Source organism: Armatimonadota bacterium (assembly GCA_022563855.1).
Lineage (GTDB): Bacteria > Armatimonadota > Fimbriimonadia > Fimbriimonadales > Fimbriimonadaceae > JADFMN01.
The window spans coordinates 325,010-347,017 of record JADFMN010000001.1; the positions used below are offsets into that span (position 1 = coordinate 325,010).

Annotated in this window: 25 protein-coding genes; 12 read left to right on the top strand and 13 right to left on the bottom strand. The window is 59.9% G+C overall.

Translation table 11 applies throughout. From position 1 onward, the window contains the following. Positions 1 to 58: 58 nt before the first annotated feature. On the bottom strand, positions 59 to 283 hold the full coding sequence (locus tag IH944_01545; protein ID MCH7903232.1) for a hypothetical protein: 225 nt from the start codon (positions 281 to 283) through the stop codon (positions 59 to 61). A 168-nt stretch (positions 284 to 451) separates the two neighbouring features. Continuing rightward, entirely contained in the window at positions 452 to 1,165 is a 714-nt protein-coding gene (locus IH944_01550; protein MCH7903233.1) for a hypothetical protein, read from the bottom strand. A gap of 81 nt (positions 1,166 to 1,246) precedes the next feature. On the opposite strand from IH944_01550, the gene IH944_01555 reads away from it, so the two are divergent. The 5 genes from IH944_01555 to IH944_01575 all read left to right on the top strand — a co-directional run bounded on the left by IH944_01555 (position 1,247) and on the right by IH944_01575 (position 7,226). Further along, positions 1,247 to 2,539 carry a hypothetical protein gene (locus IH944_01555; GenBank protein MCH7903234.1) on the top strand — a complete coding sequence of 431 codons (1,293 nt, stop codon included), beginning with the start codon at positions 1,247 to 1,249 and terminating at the stop codon, positions 2,537 to 2,539. Beyond that, a complete protein-coding gene (locus IH944_01560) occupies positions 2,536 to 3,609 on the top strand; it encodes a DUF935 family protein (protein ID MCH7903235.1) in 1,074 nt (357 codons plus the stop codon). Before IH944_01555 ends, IH944_01560 begins: the two co-directional genes overlap by 4 nt. 376 nt (positions 3,610 to 3,985) lie before the next feature. Next, on the top strand, positions 3,986 to 4,495 hold the full coding sequence (locus IH944_01565; protein ID MCH7903236.1) for a hypothetical protein: 510 nt from the start codon (positions 3,986 to 3,988) through the stop codon (positions 4,493 to 4,495). Then, on the top strand, positions 4,492 to 5,952 hold the full coding sequence (locus IH944_01570; protein ID MCH7903237.1) for a DUF1800 domain-containing protein: 1,461 nt from the start codon (positions 4,492 to 4,494) through the stop codon (positions 5,950 to 5,952). Before IH944_01565 ends, IH944_01570 begins: the two co-directional genes overlap by 4 nt. Next, positions 5,949 to 7,226, top strand: a complete 1,278-nt coding sequence (locus IH944_01575; protein ID MCH7903238.1) for a DUF1501 domain-containing protein — start codon at positions 5,949 to 5,951, stop codon at positions 7,224 to 7,226. The genes IH944_01570 and IH944_01575 overlap by 4 nt, the downstream gene beginning before the upstream one ends. Here the strand turns inward: IH944_01575 and IH944_01580 are convergent, their stop codons facing one another. From IH944_01580 to IH944_01590, 3 genes are all read right to left on the bottom strand, one after another. Then, the gene (locus tag IH944_01580) at positions 7,227 to 8,255 is read right to left on the bottom strand and encodes an aspartate-semialdehyde dehydrogenase (protein ID MCH7903239.1); all 1,029 of its coding nucleotides are present in this window, start codon (positions 8,253 to 8,255) and stop codon (positions 7,227 to 7,229) included. A gap of 67 nt (positions 8,256 to 8,322) precedes the next feature. Further along, positions 8,323 to 9,498: a tryptophan synthase subunit beta gene (gene trpB / locus IH944_01585; protein MCH7903240.1), complete on the bottom strand. Its 1,176-nt coding sequence runs from the start codon at positions 9,496 to 9,498 to the stop codon at positions 8,323 to 8,325. A gap of 150 nt (positions 9,499 to 9,648) precedes the next feature. Beyond that, positions 9,649 to 10,005 carry a type II secretion system protein gene (locus IH944_01590; protein MCH7903241.1) on the bottom strand — a complete coding sequence of 119 codons (357 nt, stop codon included), beginning with the start codon at positions 10,003 to 10,005 and terminating at the stop codon, positions 9,649 to 9,651. A gap of 173 nt (positions 10,006 to 10,178) precedes the next feature. On the opposite strand from IH944_01590, the gene IH944_01595 reads away from it, so the two are divergent. Then, a complete protein-coding gene (locus IH944_01595) occupies positions 10,179 to 11,057 on the top strand; it encodes a M48 family metalloprotease (GenBank protein MCH7903242.1) in 879 nt (292 codons plus the stop codon). Here IH944_01595 and IH944_01600 read toward each other — a convergent pair. Next, positions 10,967 to 12,034 carry an Mrp/NBP35 family ATP-binding protein gene (locus tag IH944_01600; protein MCH7903243.1) on the bottom strand — a complete coding sequence of 356 codons (1,068 nt, stop codon included), beginning with the start codon at positions 12,032 to 12,034 and terminating at the stop codon, positions 10,967 to 10,969. The genes IH944_01595 and IH944_01600 overlap by 91 nt on opposite strands. A gap of 95 nt (positions 12,035 to 12,129) precedes the next feature. Next, positions 12,130 to 12,708, bottom strand: a complete 579-nt coding sequence (locus IH944_01605; GenBank protein MCH7903244.1) for a sigma-70 family RNA polymerase sigma factor — start codon at positions 12,706 to 12,708, stop codon at positions 12,130 to 12,132. Between the two features lie 119 nt (positions 12,709 to 12,827). Here IH944_01605 and IH944_01610 point away from each other — a divergent pair, with 119 nt between their 5' ends. After that, on the top strand, positions 12,828 to 13,724 hold the full coding sequence (locus IH944_01610; protein MCH7903245.1) for a hypothetical protein: 897 nt from the start codon (positions 12,828 to 12,830) through the stop codon (positions 13,722 to 13,724). Positions 13,725 to 13,727: 3 nt separating this feature from the next. On the opposite strand, the gene IH944_01615 is transcribed toward IH944_01610, so the two are convergent. Genes IH944_01615 through IH944_01625 form a run of 3 tightly spaced genes read right to left on the bottom strand, consistent with a single transcriptional unit; the run spans position 13,728 to position 15,695 of the window. Continuing rightward, the gene (locus tag IH944_01615; GenBank protein MCH7903246.1) at positions 13,728 to 14,570 is read right to left on the bottom strand and encodes a hypothetical protein; all 843 of its coding nucleotides are present in this window, start codon (positions 14,568 to 14,570) and stop codon (positions 13,728 to 13,730) included. A 19-nt stretch (positions 14,571 to 14,589) separates the two neighbouring features. After that, complete coding sequence (locus IH944_01620) at positions 14,590 to 15,183, bottom strand: sigma-70 family RNA polymerase sigma factor (GenBank protein MCH7903247.1); 594 nt, start codon at positions 15,181 to 15,183, stop codon at positions 14,590 to 14,592. After that, a complete protein-coding gene (locus IH944_01625; protein ID MCH7903248.1) occupies positions 15,180 to 15,695 on the bottom strand; it encodes a DUF4446 family protein in 516 nt (171 codons plus the stop codon). The genes IH944_01620 and IH944_01625 overlap by 4 nt, the downstream gene beginning before the upstream one ends. Before the next feature lie 82 nt (positions 15,696 to 15,777). On the opposite strand from IH944_01625, the gene IH944_01630 reads away from it, so the two are divergent. Continuing rightward, the gene (locus tag IH944_01630) at positions 15,778 to 16,329 is read left to right on the top strand and encodes a S26 family signal peptidase (protein ID MCH7903249.1); all 552 of its coding nucleotides are present in this window, start codon (positions 15,778 to 15,780) and stop codon (positions 16,327 to 16,329) included. Between the two features lie 12 nt (positions 16,330 to 16,341). Beyond that, positions 16,342 to 16,839 (top strand): NUDIX domain-containing protein, encoded by a 498-nt coding sequence (locus IH944_01635; GenBank protein MCH7903250.1) that lies wholly within the window; start codon positions 16,342 to 16,344, stop codon positions 16,837 to 16,839. 4 nt (positions 16,840 to 16,843) lie between these two features. On the opposite strand, the gene IH944_01640 is transcribed toward IH944_01635, so the two are convergent. After that, entirely contained in the window at positions 16,844 to 18,319 is a 1,476-nt protein-coding gene (locus tag IH944_01640; protein ID MCH7903251.1) for an amidophosphoribosyltransferase, read from the bottom strand. A 68-nt stretch (positions 18,320 to 18,387) separates the two neighbouring features. On the opposite strand from IH944_01640, the gene IH944_01645 reads away from it, so the two are divergent. Continuing rightward, positions 18,388 to 18,738 carry a hypothetical protein gene (locus tag IH944_01645; GenBank protein MCH7903252.1) on the top strand — a complete coding sequence of 117 codons (351 nt, stop codon included), beginning with the start codon at positions 18,388 to 18,390 and terminating at the stop codon, positions 18,736 to 18,738. Here IH944_01645 and IH944_01650 read toward each other — a convergent pair. Then, the gene (locus IH944_01650) at positions 18,735 to 19,604 is read right to left on the bottom strand and encodes a hypothetical protein (protein MCH7903253.1); all 870 of its coding nucleotides are present in this window, start codon (positions 19,602 to 19,604) and stop codon (positions 18,735 to 18,737) included. The genes IH944_01645 and IH944_01650 overlap by 4 nt on opposite strands. Positions 19,605 to 19,635: 31 nt before the next feature. Here IH944_01650 and IH944_01655 point away from each other — a divergent pair, with 31 nt between their 5' ends. Both IH944_01655 and IH944_01660 read left to right on the top strand, forming a co-directional pair. Beyond that, the gene (locus IH944_01655; protein MCH7903254.1) at positions 19,636 to 20,460 is read left to right on the top strand and encodes a hypothetical protein; all 825 of its coding nucleotides are present in this window, start codon (positions 19,636 to 19,638) and stop codon (positions 20,458 to 20,460) included. After that, positions 20,461 to 21,318: a hypothetical protein gene (locus IH944_01660; GenBank protein MCH7903255.1), complete on the top strand. Its 858-nt coding sequence runs from the start codon at positions 20,461 to 20,463 to the stop codon at positions 21,316 to 21,318. Here the strand turns inward: IH944_01660 and IH944_01665 are convergent. After that, positions 21,212 to 21,985, bottom strand: a complete 774-nt coding sequence (locus tag IH944_01665) for a glycosyltransferase family 2 protein (GenBank protein ID MCH7903256.1) — start codon at positions 21,983 to 21,985, stop codon at positions 21,212 to 21,214. The genes IH944_01660 and IH944_01665 overlap by 107 nt on opposite strands. Between the last annotated feature and the right edge of the window lie 23 nt (positions 21,986 to 22,008).

Below are 22,008 nucleotides of genomic sequence, written 5' to 3' on the forward strand. Positions count from 1 at the left end.
TATCCTCGAAGTCCTATGGTACACGAAATTGCGGCGTGGATGGGGCGTCGTACCATGCCTAGCCAGGGAAAAGAATGGTGACGGGCATTACAAGACAAAGCAGGACCATCGCCACGAGAGCTAGCGCCCTAGCGATCGCTGACAGCTTCAGTATCCTGGGCTGCCTGAACTCGTCAGCCAGATCGAAGATCTTGAGCATACGCAGGGTCACGGTGCTCTGTATGTAAAGTGAAATCGAAAGCAGAACCAAGCCGATAAGAAGCGGGATCATGAGCAGCGACATGACCGAGTTCTACCCTCCATGCCTCAGGACGGGTTGGCTGGCGATTCTTGGTCATCTCTGCCCACGTCCTGAGGCTTTGTTGCACGGCGAAGGCTGGGGAGGGGAGCCTCCGGACGTGGCTTGTCGTCGGCCAATTGGTGTGGTGAGGCCGACCTGAGGTATTAATGGCTACTGCCAGGCATTTTGAGCTTCTGTCAGTTCGTCCAGTTCATCCAAAATCTCGATGAAGTCAGGCGCCATCATTGCGATCAACTCATAGTGTCGATTGAGATACTGAAGATCCCTTGTTGTGAACAGTCCATCTTCCTTGTCGCCAATCAAGTCAGTGCGACGATCTTCCAAGATTTTCAGAAATATCTCGCTGACCCGAATCTCGGTCTGCGCCATATGGCGGTAGTGCTCGCCTGCTTCAAGGTCATGCCCTGACTCTCGGAGATCGACGATCTCTTGATGCGAATCACCTTCGAACTCCTCTAAATAGCTCTCAAAAGCAAACATTAAACTGGTGCGAAAGACGTAGTTCATAGAGTCGGAAAAGAAATCGTCCTCGAACTCGTTCTGGAAGTCTTCGTATTGCTCCTCGGCTGCCCACACGCGTCCGAAGGCCGTGGAAAGCCGCGACAACATCGCCCTCTCATCAAAATCGAAGTTCCAACTGCCCAGCGACTCATCGATGTCCTCGATTAGCTGCTCTTCATGATCGATTTCCTCACCGGTTTTGCCGACAGCATTCTCGTAGCCAAACGTAACGATCACGTCGTCGATGAGTTCCCTCGCCTCTGCGACTTCCTCAGCAACGGTCTTGGACACTCCCGCTGAGTCACCCTTGTGACCGCACCCAAGAAGTGGTACGACCAGCAGGACGGCTAACCACTTTCGCATATCCTTGTTTTACCCTGGGCTTGGAACGACGACACCGGGTTCCAAGTAGTTGACAATCGCAGTCGGCTGATCCGATGAATCGTGGAGGCATTTCTTGCGCGGTTGGAACCGGTGTGGCATCCGCACCCGGGGCAGCGTGAGTTTCTTCTGAATCCGGCGCGCAACAAGGTGCTGGCGTGCGGGCGTCGGTGGGGCAAGACAGACGCCTGCGCGGTGCAGATTCTGGCGAGCCTGTTTCGGGATCACCCCGCGCGGCATCTGATCCTGGCGCCGACGCTGGATCAGGCGCGGCTGCTGTTCGACAGAACGCTCGACCTGATCGACGAACTGGCGAGGCACGAGCAGCGCATCGTTGATTTCAAAGTTCGGCGCACGCCGTATCCGCATATGCGGCTCGGCAGGCACGTCGTGATGGCGCGTTCGGGCCACATCGGTCGGGCGCTGCGAGGGAACGAGGCGACGGACATCATCGTCGACGAAGCCGCGTACGTTCCTGAAGAGCTGGTGACAGAGGTCGCCATGCCAATGCTCGCAACGACCAACGGCACGCTGACGATGATCAGCACGCCGCGCGGGAAGAACCACTTCTGGCGGTTCTTCAAGATGGGCGAACGCCGCGAGCACGGGGTCTGGAGCCGTCGTGCGCCGTCGTCCGAGTCGCCGTACGTCTCGAAGAACTTCCTGCGGGTTCAGCGCGAGCTGATCAGCGAGCGCGCGTATTCAGTCGAGTACGAAGCGCAGTTCTTGGACAGCCAGGGGCAGGTGTTCGCCAGCGCGGCGATCGAGAACGCGGTTGTCGCCGAGCTGCCGGAGATCAAGTCCGAGCAGGCGTACATCGGCGTCGACTGGGCGCGGTACGCGGACTACACGGCGGTGGCGGTTCTACGCGGAACAAGGTCGCTCTGTCGGCTCGACGGCATCTGGCGTTTTCACGGAACGACATGGTCAGAAGCCGTGCGGCGCGTTGCCGAGATCATAAGACCGTACGAAAGCGCGAGCGTTCTTTGCGACGCGACGGGCATCGGCGACCCGGTGCTGGAGATGCTGAAGTCAGAGCATGAACGGTCTCGGATCGAAGGGTTGGTCTTCACCGCCAGGTCGAAGAACGAGCTGATCGACAACCTCGCGTGGCTGTTCGACAAGGGCTCGATCAAGATGCTGCCCGACACGCAGCTGCTCAAGGAGCTAGAGCACTTCGAAGCGCGACAGGGCCAAAGCGGACACACGAAGCTCGGCGCAGGCAGCGGCTTCCACGACGACATGGTGATCGCGCTCGCGCTGGCGGCGCGACAGCTTCCGCGTGAGTACACGCCGGGAATCGGCATGGGGTCGGCGAGGAAGTTCAGCGAGGACACATTGAGAAACCAAGAATGAAACTATTTCAACGCAAGAAGAAGAGATCGAAAGAGATCACGCCGCAACTGACTGTTTACGAGCGGCGAGGACTGGAGTTTGCAGGGCACAACCCTGGCCGTCTGCCGGACAGCACGTATTCGCAGATGGAGGGCGACAGCATGATACAGACGGCACTCACGATCAAGAAGCTCGCTGTGCTGGCGGCGCCTTGGTCGATAGAGCCAGCTAGCGACTCCCCGGCAGATCGAGAGAAGGCGGAGTTCGTTGCGGACGTTTTCGATCAGATGGACGGCTCGCCGAACACGATCCTGCTGCAGGCGATGGATGCGTTCTCCAAGGGTTGGTCCGTGCAGGAGATCGTGTACTTGGTGGATGGCGGAAAGCTGAAGATACGCGCCGTGCGCGCGAAGAACCCGTCTTACTTCGGGCTCGACATCGACGAGTTTGGCCGAATCCAGAACTTGAAGCTTCAGATTCCGGGCATCGAGGAGCGCAGCCTGCCGACGTCCAAGTTTGTGATCTACGTCAACCGGAAGGACTACGCGCAGCCGAAGGGCCGCAGCGATCTCGACGCCGCGCACGAGCACTGGTCTACGAAGCAGACGCTGCTGAAGGCGTGGCAGCTGCACCTCGAGAAGTTCGCCATGCCGACGGTGCTCGGGCAGTACGAGCGGGGCATCCCGGCGGACGAGCGGAGCGCGATCCTGAAGGCGCTGCAGGACTTGCAGGACAACACGGCCATCGTGTACCCGAGCGAGATCAGCATCACGACCCTCGGCGGCAATAAGGAGCCGTCAAGCGGCTTTCAAGAGGCGATCGAGTTTCACAACCGCGAAATGGCGCGGGCCGTGCTCGGCCAGACTTTGACGACGGACGAGGGGCGCCGGGTCGGGTCGTTGGCTCTTGGAAAAGTTCACTTGCAGGTGTTGCTATTGCAGATCGCTGCTCTGCGGCGAGAGCTGGCGGACGTGGTGATGACCGAGCAGATCATTCAGCCATTGGTCGAGGCGAACTTCGGTCCGGGCACGACGCCTCGGTTCGAGTTCGAGGACGTGGAGAACAACGTGTTTCGTGGCGGGCGGTTGTAATCTCGGTCAGTTCCGCACCTCGGCAATGCCCTCACCTAACCTCTCCCACTCACGCAGGTACTCAGCGAACGATAATGAGTAGAGCGGGAGAGGGACTGTCGGATCGGGAGGTCGAGCGGGTCATCCTGAGCTCAGGACGACGAACGTCCGGGCGCCATTTCTCAAACTCCCTCACGTCACGCATGCCGGCCAGGGTACGCGTCGCCAAGCCGACGCGATGAAAAGCGCGATCCTTCGACAGGCTCAGGATGACGGCCCGCACACTCCCATACGAATCCGAGCCAGGCTACGGCCTAGCCGAAGGTCATGGGCCTTTTTTGCCGCATCTTTCCGGTTGTGAAAATGTCCCTTATCATGGACGTGGAGGAGGATAACTATGACATTCGGAGATATCTTTGCGTTGATGAGTCTGATCCTGGGCAGCGCGGGCGCGCTATGGGCAGGAATGACCTTGTCCGCGATTTTCTTCCCTGATCGAGCTCTCATGATGTCGAAGCGGTTCGAACATCACCCGTTCAAGACCTTTTTGCTGGGCTTGCTGTTCTTCGCACCCGTGACTTTCGTCGGGGCTTTGCTGATTGGGCCAGCTCCGCCGCTCGGAGTTACGATCTTCATCGCTGAGATCGGAGTGATCGTTTTCGGCGCTGGCGGCTTCGCGCGGTTTGCCGCTCGGCGCATCGAGGAGCACGGCGGCGCGACCAGCGAATACGATGCGATCGCGCGAGGGGCTGGGCTGCTGGTTTTGGCGCAGTTAATGCCGCTGTTCGGCTGGCTGCTGATGGTGCCGTACGTGTTGATCGCGTCGTTCGGCGCTGGATGCCTTGGGATCGTCAGCAGGAGAATCGCGATCGAGGCCCCCGCGCCACCTACGCTGGAGACCCCGTGACGTTCACACGCCGAGAGGCGTTCGCGGTGCTTGCTGGAGCCGGGGTGCTGTCGGGTTGTGGCAATCTCGCGTCTCAGAAAAAGACGGTACCTCCGCCAACCTCTCTGACCGACCCGGCAACGCGGTTGATTGCGCGCGCCGGTTTCGGCGCTCGGCCTGGAGAAACGCAAGACGTTCGCGAACTCGGCGCAGACGGATGGATCGCCAGTCAGCTAAGGCCGGACGGTCACGAGCCGTTCGATCTCTTGCACCGTCTTTCGCGGCTGGATATCTTCCGGTTTTCGGCCTGGGAGCTGAGAGATTGGAAGGAGGACGACATCATAGGTCAGCTACAGCAGGCCGCACTGCTGAGCGCTGCGCTCTCACCGTGGCAGGTCCGCGAGCGCATGATCGACTTCTGGAGCAATCACTTCAACATTTACGCGAAGAAGGGGTTGTCCGCTTACCGACTTCCGAGCGCGTACAGGAACGTAATCCAGGCCAATGCGCTCGGCTCGTTCCCGAAGATGCTGCACGCGAGCGCCAAGAGTACGGCGATGCTTCTTTACTTAGACCAGCAGGCGAGCCACAGGGGCAATCCGAACGAGAACTACGCACGGGAGCTTTTGGAGCTGCACACGCTTGGCGTGGACGCTGGGTATTCGCAGAAGGACGTGATGGAGGTCGCGCGATGCTTCACGGGCTGGACGGAAGAGCGCAGGTTTTTGAGGGAGAAGGGCTCGTTCCGGTTTTATCCGCAGCTTCATGACAGCGAAGAAAAGCTCGTGCTCGGCGAGGTGATTCCAGCGGGAGGAGGGGTCAAAGACGGCGAACGCGTGCTCGATATCTTGGCCCGACACCCGGCCACTGCAAGGCACCTGGCGCGGAAGCTCGTGAAGTTCTTCCTCGGCCGCGAGGACGTAGCCCTCGAGGTCGCAGTCGAGGATGCGTATTGGGGCGATCAGCTCGGCGACATCTCAGCAATGGTGAAGACCGTGCTTTCGTCGCCGGCTCTGCTGGACGGTCCGCCAGCGCCCAAGAGGCCGTTCGACTACGTCGTGTCCGCACTGCGGGCGACAGATTCTGGGTTTTCCCTCTGGCCAAAGTTTGCACCGATCCTGGGCCATTTGGACAAGATGGGGCAGCCGCTGCACCTCTGGCCGATGCCGGATGGATACCCTCTCGACGCAGACGCGTGGGGCGGCAGCATGCTGGCTAGGTGGAACTTCGCGTTCGCCCTGACGTCGAACCGCATCGGGGGCGTCAGCGTTGATTTGTCCGGCCTCGCAAAGCGTTACGGGGCATCGAGCAGGAACGAGTGGATCGCCGCTGTGTTCGGATTGTCGCATGACAGCCAAAAAGCAGGCTCTCTCATGGCGACGCTTCAGCAGCACACAGTGCAAAATCCGTCAACCAGTGACGACTGGGCGCAGATCGCTGCGCTCTGCTTATGTTCACCGGAGTTTCAATGGCGATGAGCAAACACGAGTCAGCATGCGACGGCTACGCCGAGGCCATGCAAAAACAGATGACGCGCAGGGCCGCACTGACCGCAGGCATAGCAGGAGTCGCGTGGTGGGCGGCACGAAAGACGGCGCTTGCACAGGCGACGTTCGGAGAAAACGGCAACGTACTTGTCGTGGTGTTCTTGCGTGGTGGCGCAGACGGGCTGAACATCGTTGCGCCGTACACGGAAGACGCCTATTACAAACTTCGCCCTACGCTTGCTATCAAAAAGCCGGGCGGTGGAGCGGGCGCGCTGCGAGACCTGGACGGGTTCTTCGGTCTGCACCCTTCTCTTTCTGCCCTGCATCCTCTCTTCGACGAGGGCGAGCTTGCGTTCATTCACGCCGTCGGTTCCGGCGATCAATCGCGCTCCCATTTTGAGGCGATGGCGACGATGGAGCGCGGAGCGGCGAACCGGCGCGCGCCGCAGTCGAGCGGATGGCTAGCCCGACACCTTGCGACGACACCGTCGCGGGGGAGCCCGATGCGAGCCGTCGCGCTGTCTCGCACCGTTCCTGAGTCGCTGCGAGGCGCAACACAGGCGATCGCCATTCGGTCGCTCGACGAGTTCCAGCTTGCGGGCAATCCCGATCAACGGCGGGATGCGGCAGATGCTCTGGCAGATCTGTATCAAGACGGCGACGACGCGTTCGCAGGTGCCGGACGGGATACGTTGCAAGTCTTGAAAAAGCTCGGCTCGATCGACATGGAGTCGTACAGTCCCGAGAACGGAGCCGTCTACCCCGAGTCCTCGCTCGGCAACGGCCTGAAGCAGATCGCGATTCTAGTGCGAAAGGAGGTCGGGCTTGAGATCGCAAGCCTTGACGCAAGCGACCGTGGCGGCTGGGACACGCACATCGCGCAGGAGCTTCTGCTGGCGATGCAGCTGCAGGACCTTGGCGACAGCTTGGCGGCTTTCAGAAAAGACTTGGCGGGCGATATGAGCAGGGTCACGGTGGTCGTGCAGACGGAGTTCGGCCGACGCGCTGCCGAGAACAGCGGATACGGCACGGACCACGGTCGCGCTTCCATCATGATCGCGCTCGGCGGAGGCGTGTCGGGCGGGCGAGTCATTTCGGATTGGCCAGGTCTGGAGGAAGATCAACTAGACGGCCCCGGCGACCTGCGCGTGACGACCGACTATCGCGACGTACTCGCAGAAGCTCTGTCAAAGCGCCTGGGGAATGCGCGGACCGATGAAGTATTCCCTCTCTCTTCGATCCGCCCGGTCGGAGTCTTCACCTAGCTAAGACAGCGCTTCAACAATCGGCGCGCACTCGGCGATCTGTACGGCGTTGAGGGCAGCACCCTTCAGAAGTTGGTCGCCCGATGCGAAGAGGCAGAGACCGTTGCGGCTGGATGGGTCCTGGCGGATTCTGCCGACGAGCACATCGTTTTGGCCGCTCGCCTCGACCGGCATCGGGAAGTGGTTCTTTTCTCGGTCATCAACCAGGCGTACTCCGGAGAAGTCGGCGATCGCGCTTCTAGCCGCGTCTATGCCGGGCGCCTCACCGGAGAACTCGACGAGCACTGACACGGAGTGGGCACGGAAGACCGGCACGCGGACGCAAGTCGCATTCACTTTGAGGTCTGGCATACCGAGGATCTTCCGCGTCTCTTCGATTACCTTCTCTTCCTCAACGTTCATCCCCGTCTCGCCGATGGGGGAGTCGTGCGAGAACACGTTGAACGCACACTGGTGCGGAAAGACCGAAGGCTCGGCCTCTCGCCCCTCCAGGACGGCCCTTGACTGCTCTTCCAGCTCCTTCATGGCCGCCGCGCCCGCCCCGCTCGCGCTCTGGTAGGACGTCATCACGACGCGCTCGAACTTCCCAAGAGACCGCAGCGGGGCGATGGCCATCAACAGGATGATCGCCGTGCAGTTCGGATTCGCGATCAGCCTAGTTGTCGCGCTGATCTCGGAGGCGTTGATCTCTGGGATCACGAGCGGAACGTCAGACCTCATTCGGAACGCGCTGGAGTTGTCGATGACGATGGCGCCTGACTCCAAAGCGCAAGGTGCGTATGTCTTGCTCACTTCTGCACCAGCGGAAAAGAACGCGATATCGACGCCCTTGAATCCGCCGCTGCAGCACTCCCTGACAAGAACCTCGTCACCCTTGAACGGTTGACGCTTGCCGACCGACCGCTTGCTGGCGAACAGCGACAGCTCGTCGACCGGCCACTCGCGCTCTTCAAGCAGGCGGGCAAACTCCCTGCCGACGGCGCCAGTGGCACCAACGACAGCGACCCGGACCGGACGACGAAACGGCATACAACACTATCTTGGCCGAAGAAGCGCACGCGTTGCGGGACCGGTTTTGATTCCCTGCGCAGTCTGCTCAAAAACCGATGATCTTCGAAGCGGACTCCATGTCTTTGTCGCCGCGACCAGAAAGGTTGACCAGCACCCGCGAGCCATTGTCGATCAAGCCGTCGATGCTGAGCGCAGCGAACGCGTGCGCCGACTCGAACGCAGGGATGATTCCTTCACACTTGGACAGTTGCTCGAACGCCGCGATCGCCTGCTCGTCGGTCACAGCGACGTACTCGACTCGACCAGAGTCCTTGAGATACGAGTGCTCCGGCCCAACGCCTGGATAGTCGAGGCCAGCGGACACGGAGTGCGTCGGCAGCACTTGGCCGTTCTCGTCCTGCATCATGTACGAGTACGATCCGTGCAGGACGCCCGGCGAGCCGGCTGCCAGCGGCGCTGCGTGGCGATCGGTGTCTATCCCCTCTCCGGCTGCTTCGACCCCGATCAAGCGCACCGCGTCGTCCATGAACCCAGCGAAGAACCCAATCGCGTTCGAACCGCCGCCTACGCATGCGATTGCGACATCTGGGAGCCCGCCGAACTGACGCTCATACTGCTCGCGCGCCTCGTGCCCGATCACGGCTTGGAACTCCCGAACCATCTCGGGATACGGATGCGGGCCTGCGACCGAACCGATGACGTAGTGCGTACCTTCGACGTTCGTCACCCAGTCCCGCAACGCCTCGTTGAGCGCATCCTTCAGCGTCTTCGTACCGCTGCTAACGGGCACGACCTCTGCGCCTAGCAGCTTCATGCGGAAGACGTTGAGCTCCTGGCGGCGGCAGTCCTCCTCGCCCATGTATACGACGCACTCCAGGCCGAACAGCGCGCAGACGGTCGCTACCGCGACGCCGTGCTGGCCCGCTCCCGTCTCCGCGATAATCCGCTGCTTGCCCATCCTTCTGGCCAGCAGGATTTGACCGAGCGCGTTGTTTATCTTGTGCGCGCCGGTGTGATTGAGATCCTCGCGCTTGATCGCCAGTTCGAAACCTAACGCTTGGCCCAGCCTCGTCGCCTCTGTGACGGGAGTCGGCCTGCCGACGTATTTGTCCAAGTACTCGTCCAACTCGGAGCGAAAGCTCTTGTCCTGCCAAGCCTTCTTGAACTCGGCAGCCAGTTCGTCAAGAGCCGGGATGAGCGTCTCCGGAACGTACCGCCCGCCATAAGCTCCAAATCGTCCGACCTTCTGGCCACCCGCCATGCGCCTATTCTACGGCACACGCTCTACTTCAGGCTGGGTTCCAGCCGGGCCGCATCGGATCGTTGCCTATCGAAGCCTTAAACAAAAGGAAGGCAGGTGACCGAAGTCACCTGCCTATTACCCTTTATACTTTTGTCGTCGAAGAGTGTCTTACAGACCTGACGGGTCAGACCGCCACGCGTCGGCATCCTTGCCGTTGAACGTCGGGTCAATATTGACCGCGTTGGCCAGATAGACGCCCGTCACAGGACCCGTTGGCCACTTCTTCATGTACACGGGTGCAAGGTCTCCCGACACTGCCACGTCGGAGCCGACTTTGCCGAGTTCCATCGCCCACTGCTCTTCGGCAGATTCGATCTGCTTCAAGTTGGCGATGATTGTCTGTAGCCGACTGTTCTGTCGTGCCTTGATGAAATTCGGGACTGCGATCGCGAGCAAGATACCAATGATCAAGACCACGATCATGATTTCAACGAGCGTGAAACCGGTTCGCTTATTACGCTTCATTTTCCTTATGATCCTCCGGACTCAGGCCATACGACCTGCGGGCCGTTATACAACCCTCTTGTCCTGTCTTCCACAAGGTCGCAGCGCTGCCCACTGCACAAATGCGAGGTTTCTAGGCGAGTCGTCTGGCCGAATCGGAAACTGACCCGATCCAGGTATCGTCTAACAGTAATATGCGCGGAAAACAGTTGGCCCTTTGCGTCTTCCTATCTGTGGCTACCGGCAGCTCAGCTCTGGCCGGCGACCTATTCAAGCCCAGTGTCCAGGATCAGATCAAGCTGGGTCAGCGTGCGGCAGAGGGTCTGCGTGACGAGATGACGATCCTGGAAGACGACGACCCCCGCGTGCTGGAACTGAGGCGACTGGGCCGGACGCTCGTCATGAACATTCCGGAAGAGGAGCGCGAGGCCAAGCCGTTCCAGTATACGTTCGACGTTGTGGATAGCGAGGAGATCAACGCGTTCGCACTCCCGGGCGGGCCAGTCTTCTTCTTCACAGGCTTGCTGGAGAAAATTGAGACCGAAGACCAGCTAATCAGCATCTTGGCGCACGAGATGACGCACGTTCAGAAGGAGCACTGGGCCAGCGCCTACGCCGACCAGCAGAAGAGGCAGATTGGCCTCTTGCTTCTTCTTGTACTGCTCGATGCGAACGACACCTTGTTCAATGTCGCCGCGGTCAGCGACGAACTGCTCTTCACCCTTCCCTTCTCCCGTCGGCACGAGAGCGAGGCCGACCGGATCGGGTACGACATGGTCGTCGAGGCGAGCTTCAACCCGCAAGGAATGGTGGACGTGTTCAAGATGTTGAAGGAAGTCGCTGGGGGAGGAGGGGGCAAGTTCGACGAATACTTCAGCACTCACCCCACTCACGACCGTCGAATCCGCGACATTGAGGAGCGTATTGAGAAATCGGAAACCGAGTTCCCCGAGCAAATCAAGCGCGAAATCGGCCTACTTCGTCAGGCGGTTGCCTCTTCGGTTTTCTTGACCGTCAGAATGCTGGCCTCTGCCGCCAGCCGTCCGGCCACCGACCTGAATGCCGCTGCCTGAGGCGTGTCCGGGTGCTCCATGATCGCCGGGCGCCCATCGTCGGATGACTGGCTGATGGCCGGATCAAGCGGTATCGAGCCGAGATACGGGATGCCAAGCCTCTTGGCCAATTCATCGCCCCGCGTACCGTTGAACAGCCTGAACTCCTCGTGGCAAGATGGGCACACGAACTGGCCCATGTTCTCAACGACCCCGAGCAACGGCGCCTCAAGCTTCTGAAACAGCTGTGCGGCCTTGCCAGCTATGTTCGCAGCTACGCTGTGCGGCGTGGTCACGATCACTACGCCCGTCAGCGGCACCAACTGGGCCAAGCTCATGGGCGCGTCGCCGGTGCCGGGCGGCAGATCGACCAGCAGATAGTCGAGTTCGCCCCAGATCACGTCATCCAAGAGCTGTTTGACGGTGGCCGCGACCATCGGGCCCCTCCACATCACGGCCTGGCCCTCCTCCAACAGGAATCCCATCGACATCATCCGGATGCCGTATCGCTCGATCGGCACGATCTTGGAATCCTGGGCGAGCGGCTTCTCGCCTTCGGTGCCCATCATCATCGGGATGCTCGGACCGTAGACGTCTGCGTCCAGCAGACCAACCTTCGCGCCCTGTTCGGCGAGCGCCACGGCTAGGTTGACTGCAACCGTACTCTTTCCGACTCCGCCCTTGCCGCTCGCGATCGCAATGCACTGCTTGACCTCGGGGATTCGATCTGCCCTGTCCGGAGAGCTCGGCCACACTCGCGCAGTCATCTCAACGGCAACGGAAGCAACGCCCTCGAGAGCGATCACAGCCTCGTGACACTGTTGCTGAAGCAATTCCTTGACCGGGCAGGCAGGGGTCGTCAACTCGACCTTGAACGAAACTGAATCGCCTTCGATCTCGACGTCCTTGACGAACCCGAGGGCGACGATGTCCCGGTGAAGATCCGGATCCTCCACGGCTTTGAGCGCCTCTAAAACCTGATCTTGGCTAACTGGCATCTTTTGTACAGATTACCTTGCGCGGCTAAAATGCGAAGGGCCGACTGCAGCCTCCTCGAACTGCCTTCGGCCCTGCCCGCCGTTTCGGTTGTCGCTCAACTAAGAGCTACCGTCAGATCCTTCTTCAAGATCGCCCTGGCTCGGAAAAGCCAGCTCTTGATGGTCCCTTCCGGAATATCAAGCGCGTCAGCGATCTCATTGACGTCCATATGGTCGTAGTGTCGCATCATGACGATTCTGCGGTACTTCTCTGGCAGTCGACCGATCGCGCTGCGAAGGCTCTCCGCCCGCAAGCGCCTTTCGACGCCTTCTGCAACTCCCATCCGCGAATCGTACAGCGCATGCTCGTGCTTGTCCAGCGTCTCGTGCCCCGGCTTGCGGTTGCGAATGATGTCGACCGCGCAGTTCGAGCAGATTCGCATCAACCACGGCAGGAACGGCCTGCCGGCATGAAACGACCCGATCGCCTTGAACGCCTTCAGGAACGATTCCTGTACGGCGTCGTCGGCGTCTTCACCATCTCGTAGCATTCTGAGCGCGTGATACCGCAGCTGCGTCCGGTACGTATCCATCAGCAGCTCCATCGCAACGCTCTCGCCAGCCTGTGCTCGGCGGATCAAATGCTCTTCCCAGTTTGCGATTCTTTGATTTTTGAGGTTATTTCCTCGTCCCACACTTCCATTGTATAAAAAGTTTGGGCTTCCCAGCCCGAATGTGCCCGAAAGACCTGTCTGGGGAGCATAGAACGGGTCCATTGCCTTTTTGAGCTGTAGCCGAATGATAGGAGCAATAGATGCCAATTATTCTGATCATGCTGGTCAAGAAAGCTGTCTACCAACTGTTGGCAGCCGGGCCATTCCTATTGCTCGGCCTGATAGCAATCAGCGGGCGCACGAGCGCGAACGCGTACGAGTTCATCGAGTACGGTCCTGCGATGAATGACTCCATCCTGGCCTACGTAGACCCGGTTCGAGTTTCTGTCGCCTACGAGAGCGAGGCGAAGCAGTCCCCCAATCGCCAGCAGTTGCTCGAAGCTATCGAGTTCTGGCTCACGGCGTACCGGAACGGCGAGTTGAAGGACATCCGCCCTGCCACGACGATACTCGACGGCCGGACATCGGCGTACACCAGTATCCTAGACGCGAGATCTACGCTCTTGAGGGACGGCTACGACCTGGCCAATGAGTGGGCGACGCTCGGTCAGTACGAGGATGCTGCGAATCTATACGGCGATCTGATCGAACTTGCGAACGTCGCAAAGTACGGCGACTTCTCCAGCCTGATCGCTTCGGCACCGTTTCAAATGAGAATCCTAGGGAGTATTGAGGCCATCTCGTCTGAACTCGACGAAGCTCAGCGAACTCGCCTCGCGTCCCAAATCGAGGAGCTGGAACAGCCAGGCCGCAATCCAACTCAGATCGTCAACCACATGGCGGTCGTCTATAGCCGCGACCTTCGTCGCAAGGGCGAGTCGACGAACTGGCTTGCGGCGGTCCGATCAAGCCACACCCTGGCAAGCAACGACGAAGAGGAGTTCAAGTTGGAGGAGTGGATCGAAATCACCTCTTCCGATCAAGACCTCCTACCGCTCGCAGCAAGAAGCCGCGTGGCGCTCAGCCAAGAGCGGAGATACCGAGAGCGACGAGATTCGGTCTTGAACCAACTGCTCGCGAACGAGCAGGCCGAGTAGCGCTCAGTCGCTGATGCGGACTACGCCGTTCTGGTCCTGTGCAACGTGCATCCCCAAGCTATCGATTTCATCCTCAACCGCTTCGACCGGGTCGAGCGACTCGAACTCCCAATCGAGAATCGCTTCGGAGTCGCTTACCGACACGTAGACAGGTACGTTGTATCGAGCTGAAATCGCGGTTGCGAACTCGAGCAGCGAACCGCTGCCGGCATCGTCCTGGGCGAGGGCGATTCCCGGAATCAGCAGGTACACGGGCCGATCTAGGCTGGCGATGTCTACTCGCAGCATCGAGGGTTCATCGGCGTCGTTGTGCAAGGTTAGCTGAACCAACTGGCCGTCGAGGTCTTTCGCGAAAAGCTCTACGTTGTCAGAATCGCGGGACACGGTGATCGACGTTTCTGCACCGGTTCTGAACTCGAACATCACGTTGCCGTCGGACACCTCCAGGTTTGGCGCAATCTCCGTTTGGCCGCTAAGTCCAGCGGACTGGACGTTGCCGCCCGGGCTCGGGCCGAATGAGACGATCATCATGATGGCGATCGCCGCTGCCGCCGTGCCGTACGCCAGAGGCTTCCAAGCCCACCAAATCGTGGATGTGCGGTTGTCCGTACGACTCTCGGGAACGGACTGATCCAGCCGCTCCCGTATTCGTTGGTGGAGGTCTGCAGGCACCTCGACCGGCTTCGCCATCGAGTTGAGATCCCCTATTACGCGCACGAACTGCTCGTACTCAGAACGAATGTCCGGGTCGTTCTGCATTGCTCGCTCGAAGGCCTGTCGCAGACCTTCGTCCAGCGACCCCTCGTGGTAATGCGAGTATAAGTCTCGTGCCTTCCTCTGATTCATCTTACATTTGGGTTTGACTTCAACTCAGGTTAAAAAGTTCCACGTCCTGCGCCAAACGGTCCCGGAGAGCGAGCCGAGCCCGGTTCAATCGACTCTTGACCGTACCTATGGGCAGGTCGAGCGCATCTGAGATATCTTCGTAGCTCAGCGCCTCCACGTGGTACATAACGAGCATCACCTGCTGATACTCGGGCATATGTCCCAGTGCCGCCTGAACTGCCTGCTCCCTCTCGTTCTGCTCGGCTATCTCGTCGGCTCTTGGGGACTGGTCCTCTACCTGCATCTGGACCTCACCCCCGTCTAGGCGAAGCGAGGCCTCTAAGCTTTGGTGCTGGCGATTCCGCTCCTTCTTGCGATGATCCAGGTAGCAGTTCGTCAGGATCCTGTACAGCCACGTGCTGAAGCTGCTCTGCCCTTTGAAGTTCTTGAGGGCGTTGAACACCCTGACGAAAGCCTCTGCGACGATGTCGGACGCCTCCTCTGGATTCGAGGTCAGCCGATGTGCGTACTGGTACGCCCGCTGCTCGTACTTGCGAATCAGCGCGTCGAAAGCCTGTCGGTCGCCCTCTTGGCTGTGCTCGATCAGGAGGCTATCGTCAGCGTGCGTAGTCATTGCCTTCGTTTTGCGACTTGTGCTGCTGCCTGCTCAATCGCAGCGCTTTCCTCCTGGCTCAGCTCGCGGTCAGCCTCGCCTCGAATCAGCTGCTTGGCGTACACACGACAGTCGGCGCGACCGACTTGGCTTGTAATCACGGCGCCGTCGCCACGCTCGTCGTACATGGCAAACGCGAAGCTCTGCTCGCCGCCGACGTCGTCAAAAGCATCGTATCGCACGACGGCGAGGTACCGCTTCGCGGATTCCATCTGATCCTCCAATCTCGCGATTCTCTCTTGCGCGCCGGCTAGCTCTACGCTGATCCTCTCACTGTTCGTCAGATTCGCCTCCAGTGCGTCTTCGATATTCTCGACCTTGACGCCGGCCAAGAGATGTGCCCAGCGCTGTCGAATCTTCCGGAGGGCGATATACGTCATGATTGCTAATGCAAGCGCGATCAAGGCTATCAGGCCTACCGCGAGAACTGCCCAGACCGGGGCGTTGTTAAGCTTCTCAAAGAGTGACTGCATGTGGACTGGTTTTTTCCTGTTCTGTGAAGTATAACCACCACGGGCAGATCGCCGACAATGTTACATGGGGATCGACGAAAGAATGAGTGTTACGCCTGAGCCGCTGGAGAGCGGCGAACCTACCCCTGCCGAGCGGCTTGCCTCCTCGGAGGCCGCTGGCGTTGTCGCGCGCCGACGAACGCTCATTTTGACGGGTTTCTCAGGTTTTCTCCTCTTCACCCTGGGGTTCGTCGTCTTTTTCTTCATGAATTTCAAGACCATCGAGGTGCGGGGCGACTCGATGTACCCGAATCTGTATCCGGGACAGCGCCTGCTGATGACGAAGGCGTACTGGCTGGTCGGCGACCTAGAGGTGGACGATATCGTCGTCCTGTTCAACGAGGCCGAGGACGAGGTCATCATCAAACGCGTCTACCGGCTGGGCCACGGCGAGGTCGACCTTGCGAACGTACCAAAGAACTACGATCTCCGCAATGGCGCTTACATTGTTCGCGACGGCTACATTTACGTGCTCGGAGACAACTGGGAGGTGTCGTTGGACAGCAGGACATACGGGGAGTTTCCTGTCGAGGCCATTATGGGCAAGGTTGTAGTCATGAACGGCGGCTTCGTCGGGTCAAAGGGGCAGGAGTAGCGAGCGCGAGGAATGAAGAAATACCCCTGCGGCAAGTACGGTAGGCAAACGTTGGAGTTCTGCGCCGCGCCGTTTCGCGCCCCGTTGCGAGCGTTTGCAGCGCTCGTGTTTCCTTGGTGCGGAGACAAGGTACTCATCTGTCACATCGAAGACAGGGGGTGGTGCGTACCGAGCGGTCGAGTCGAGCCCGGAGAATCCTCGCTTGAAGCCGCAAAGCGCGAAGCGATGGAGGAGTCCGGCGCGAGCCTCAAGGAGATTCACTACATGGGCTGCTACCGGGTCACGCAGCGCTCCGAGGTGCGATGGATCGACCTCTACACCGCGAACGTAGTCAGCCTGTGCGAACTCGATCCGCAGTTCGAGAGCACCGACAGGAAGTACGTGAAGGTGGAGGAGCTTCCTGAGATCTACCACCTGTGGAACCCCCTGATGGAGTGCGTCTTCAAGCACAGCAAAGAGGTTCTCGTGCGCCACGAGGCGATGAAAGAGTGCCTCGACAGTAGCAAGTGACTGGTTACTCGGTCTCGGGCAATTTGAGCTGGCCGGCCGTCACCACGCCGATCTCGCCAACGTCGGCGGCCTTTTCGAACGCGAGCTTGCTGAGGTTCTGCGGCACTGGGATACTGTAGTCGCCGTTGAAGCAAGCTAGGCAGAACTCGCCGTTTCCGCGTCCGACGGCCTCCGTCACGCTGTCGATCGGGAGATAGCCGAGAGAAGTCGCACCGATATGCTCGCAAATCTCGTCGACGCTCCACTTCGCAGCCGCCAGCTCGCCCTTGCTGGCCATATCGATTCCATAGAAGCACGGGAAGCGGATCGGTGGCGCAGTGATCCGCACATGCACCTCCTTCGCGCCACACTCGAACAGGAACTTGACGATCTGCTTTGTGGTCGTAGCCCGTACAATCGAATCGTCCACGAGGACGATTCGCTGCCCTTTAATTTTGTCTACGAGCGGGCTCAGCTTCATGCGAACACCCATCTCGCGCATGCGCTGGTCCGGTTGGATGAACGTGCGATGGATGTAGCGGCTCTTCATCATGCCCTCTTGGAACGGAAGGCCGCTGACGCGGCTGTAGCCGATAGCCGCAGGTATGCCGCTGTCCGGCACCGGGACGACGATGTCTGCGTCTGCCGGGTGCTCCCGAGCCAGCGCTTCGCCCATCCGTTCGCGCACAGCATAGATCGACTTGCCGTAAATATTGCTGTCTGGCCGCGCGAAGTAGATGAACTCGAAGAGACACATGGCCGGTCGCTCGGTCGGCACGACCTGAGAGAAGCGCATTCCCTCTTCGTCGATTATCACTAGTTCGCCTGGCTCGATCTCCTTCTCGGCCGTCGCGTTGATCGGAGGGAACGCGCAGGACTCGCTCGCTAGAATGTGCCCGCCGCCCTTCAGCCTCCCGGCGACCAAGGGCCGAATTCCATAAGGGTCGCGGAACCCCATAATGAGCCTGGGCGTGAGAACGACGACGCTGTACGCGCCTTGAATCTCCCCCATGGTGCGCCGGACTGCCTCTTCCGGCCCGTACTCCAGGTTCTTGACCAGCAACAGTGCAATGAGTTCGCTGTCAGCGGTTGTCTCAAGCTTTTCACCGCTCGCCTCTAGCTGGTTTCTGACTTCCTCTGCGTTGATGAGGTTGCCGTTGTGAGCCACCGCGATTTCGCCGACCGAGCTGGTGCAATAGATCGGCTGAGCGTTGCGGAGCACGCTTGAACCCATCGTGCTGTAGCGGGTGTGGCCGATCGCAAAGTCGCCTGGGAGCGACCCAAGAATCTCCTCGTTGAACACTTGGCTGACGAGCCCCATGCTCTTGTGCATCCTCACCTTTTCGCCGTCCGAGGCAGCGATGCCCGCAGACTCCTGTCCGCGATGCTGTAGAGCAAAGAGGGAGAAGAACACAAGGCGGGCGGAATCACCACCTGGAGCGTAGAGCCCGACGACGCCGCACTCTTCTTTGATGCGGTCATCGTGCCATGCGTCGGACATGTCGGCAGTATATCTACTCCTCCTTTGAACGACAGGAGCTAAACTGCCTACAAAGGTACACTTGCCGCATGACGTGGGTGAAGTGGGTGATGCTTTTTTACGGAGTCGGCCTGATTGCGATGGGCTTGGACGGCTACTTCGGACCGAGCGCGAGCCTCCCTTCCTTGATCGCTGGCGGCGGCTCTGGGCTGATCGTGCTCGTCGGGCTTTTTCTCTCCCTCAAAATGGCCACCCCTCGTGTTGGGTACATCATGACGCTCGTCATCTGCGTCATGATTGCCGGTCGCTTTGGGAAGGACGCATTCGGTGGCGAGATGTATCCAGCCATGACCGCGTTCGTCGCCTCGATTGTGACGTTCCTCTGCCTGCTGTCCGGGCACTTGTTAGCGATGAAGGCCAAGAAGAGCGGCGCTGGCTAGCGATCAAACGGCATTTCGACCACTTCCGCGCTTGTGTCTGCGATGGCGACGCGCGTTCCGGGAGTCGTGGCTTGGTTGCGCAGAGTCGCGCTGGCTATCCAGCCGTGCGTTGGGCTCAGCGCCGTTCTGTGGACTTTGCCGACGTCTTTGCCATCGTGGAGCACTGAAGTGCCTCGATCGACGTCTGACTCGAGCTTGAGTCCCACCCAAGTCTTGTTCGTATGGCCTCGTGAGTAAATCCTCATCAACACCTCCTGGCCGACGTAGCACCCTTTTTGGTAGCTCACGTAAGAAGACACGAACGCTGCACCCAGCTCTGGTGGAAGCGTCTTCGGGCTCGTGTCGACGCCGAAGAGCGGAATCCCTGCTTCCAACGTCGCTAGTTCGTACCCTTCTTCACTCAGCTCGGGCGCATCGGGGGAAGCGGCTGGGCCGATGATCTCCCAACCGCCGGAGCCGGTCCGATCGCTGGGCAGTGCCCAACGGCCCCCGACCGCTTCGGCCTGCGGGCCTTGCAGACAGACGGTTTGCTCGCCGACGCGCGACGCCTCGACGTCCTCCATGATGACGAACCGCTCGACCCGCTGCTCGATCAGCTCCGGGCTCTGCGTGCCTATAATCACCCCTTCCGGCACCCTCCAGGCGCGGCAGATGGCCCGCAACTGGCCAGTGGGCTCGATAAGACAGAAGTCCACGGCATGGTCTGGGCTGAGATCGGCCACGTCGTTCGTCGTCTGCCCCTGTAGCCAGGCCACAGCATCGGTGCCGGCGAGCAACACATGCGCCATGCCGGGCAGGCGCACCTTGGCTACGCTCTCACGAAGAGCTCTGTATCCCGGCGGAGCGGCAGTAGTGGAACTAGACATTCGCGTGTAAGAGTATTCTGTCACCATTCCAATGGGGCCACTCCTCCCTTTCCTGTTGCTGGGTCTCGGATTCGGGCTAAGCAGCGTCGAGACTGCCAGATTCGAGCGCGCTGCCGCTGCGGATATCGCCAGCAGGCTGAGCGGCGATGCCGTTCAAGTCTCCGTCAATATCGTGCCGAACGGAATCGCAGCGGCTTGGGGAGAGGTGTCGTCTGCAACGATAGCGGCGAGCAACTTTTCGCTGGATCAACTCCCGCTGTTCACCGAGCCCGACAGATCGCAGTACGGCAAGCTCCACAGATTGCGAATCCAGCTGTCCGACTTCCGATTGCGCGGTCTTCTGGTCTCTGAGCTGACGGTCGATATCCCAGACTGCAGGTTTGACCTGGGGCTCGCCAGGAGCGAGCGAAAGCTGCGGCTGACGCGCAGCGGCGAAGGCCTGGGGACGGTCAAGATAACCGAAGACAGCCTAGCCGAATACATCGTCGGCAAGTACGCTGAGATCAAGAGCGTGACGGTGCGCGTGTACAACGATGTGATCTGGGTCGAAGGGTACGGCGAGTTCCTGTTCGTCAAAACCGACTTCGCGATCATTGCACACATTGTCGCCGTGGACGGAACGAAGCTCACGCTGACAGACGCAAAGATCTACTTTGACTGGCAGCGCGCAGACCCGGCCGCGGTGCAGATCCTGCTCGACGTTTTGAACCCGGTCATCGACCTGGACGCCGACCTAGGGCTGTTCGGTGCGATCACGGTAGAGCGCGTCCGCCTGCGCGACGGCGTTCTTGAAGCCAGCGGGCCCGCGAGAATCCCTATCAAGCCCGACGCGGCCCATACCGACAATAGCAGTTAGATGATCCTCGAGTCGATCCTGCTCATGGCGGCGCTTGCCGGGCGCCCGCAGTTCCCCGCCTCGCCGATCCCTGAGCACCTCGCGCAGGGCCGATCGCTGGGGCGGAGCAAGCCCAAGTTCAGCACTCACGACCTCTTCGGCAGCCCGGCGCCGCGCACGACGTTTGATACGATTTGGAAGAGCGACAAGCAGGACATCGGTTGGTGGTCCAACGGGTATTCGCAGCAGCCGGTCGAGCAAGTGATCTGGCTCTCGCCGGAACTCATGTCTCGCTGGCTGGGGTTCTTGCAGGCCCGCGAGTACTGGTCGGACGACGAACTGCTGGACCGATGGGGCGCGGTCCGCAAGAGGCTCACGGGCTCATACACGTTCATCGTTCAGCTCACCGCCTTCCCGAAGTTGCCAACTTACGGAATCGGCGACTACGTTCGAACAACTCCTGAAGAGCTGCTCAACGTTCGGTTCGTCATGACGTCGAAAGGCACGTCGCTACCATTGAGAGCGGAGCAACTCGCGTTCTGGCAAGCGCGAAAGCGCGAAGAACTCAAACGGTACGATTGGTGGCGCTCATTCGAGTTTGGGTGGGCGCTGACCGGCGAGTTCGACCTCCCAAGCGAGCCGCCGTTTCTAGCCGTCGGGGATTACTACCGCGCTTGGTACTTGCTGTCGATCGATACGGCTCCGAAGTTCGACCGGTTTGAAGTTCGCACTCTCAGTCGGCGCAAGGAGCGCGTCGCTTCGTTCAAGTACCCTAGCGCTTCTTCCAGCGGCGATACTTCAGAAGGGTCCAGAAAGCCTCGGGAGCGTCGGTCCACCGGATTTTCTTTCCGGCCTCCCTTGTCCTCGGGGCGTAGCTGATCGGTACTTCGTGGATGTGCTCGCCCATCAGAATCGCCTTTGCCGTAACCTCTGGACAGAACTCGAAGCGCCTGCACTCTAGCTCCATCTCCTCGAGGATGTCGCGGCGAAACGCCTTGTAGCAAGTGGCCTCGTCGGTCAGCTTCCGACCGTAAAGCAGCGCGACGGCCCACCGCAGCAGGATGTTGACGATCCTGTTCGGCAGCGCCATATCCTTGTGCATGCCGTTTGCGAACCTCGTACCGTAGACGACCCCGTACTGCCCGATCAGGATCGGCTCAACGAGCTGCGGAATCTCCTCCGGCTGGTATTCGAGGTCAGCGTCTTGAATGACGATCACTCTTCCGATAGCGTACGGCAGACCGCGCCGGATCGCCATGCCCTTGCCGGACGGCTCCTCGTTCCGTATCGTCGTGACGCGATCTCGGTATCGCTCTAGGATTGCGGACGTGCCATCCGTGCTGCCGTCGTCGATCACGATGACCTGGAGAGAGAGAGGCAACGCAAGCAGTCTGTCCAGTACCTCTTCAATGGTGTCTTGCTCGTCGAGCGCTGGAACCAGCACCGTGACATCGGGAGAGTCGGACGGGATCATGCTTGCGAGAAGATGATACTCTTGCCTGTGCGCGAATCTGTGGCCAATCGACGCAAGCTTTGTGAAACGCAAGGGGATTCCTTGCTCGACGAGAT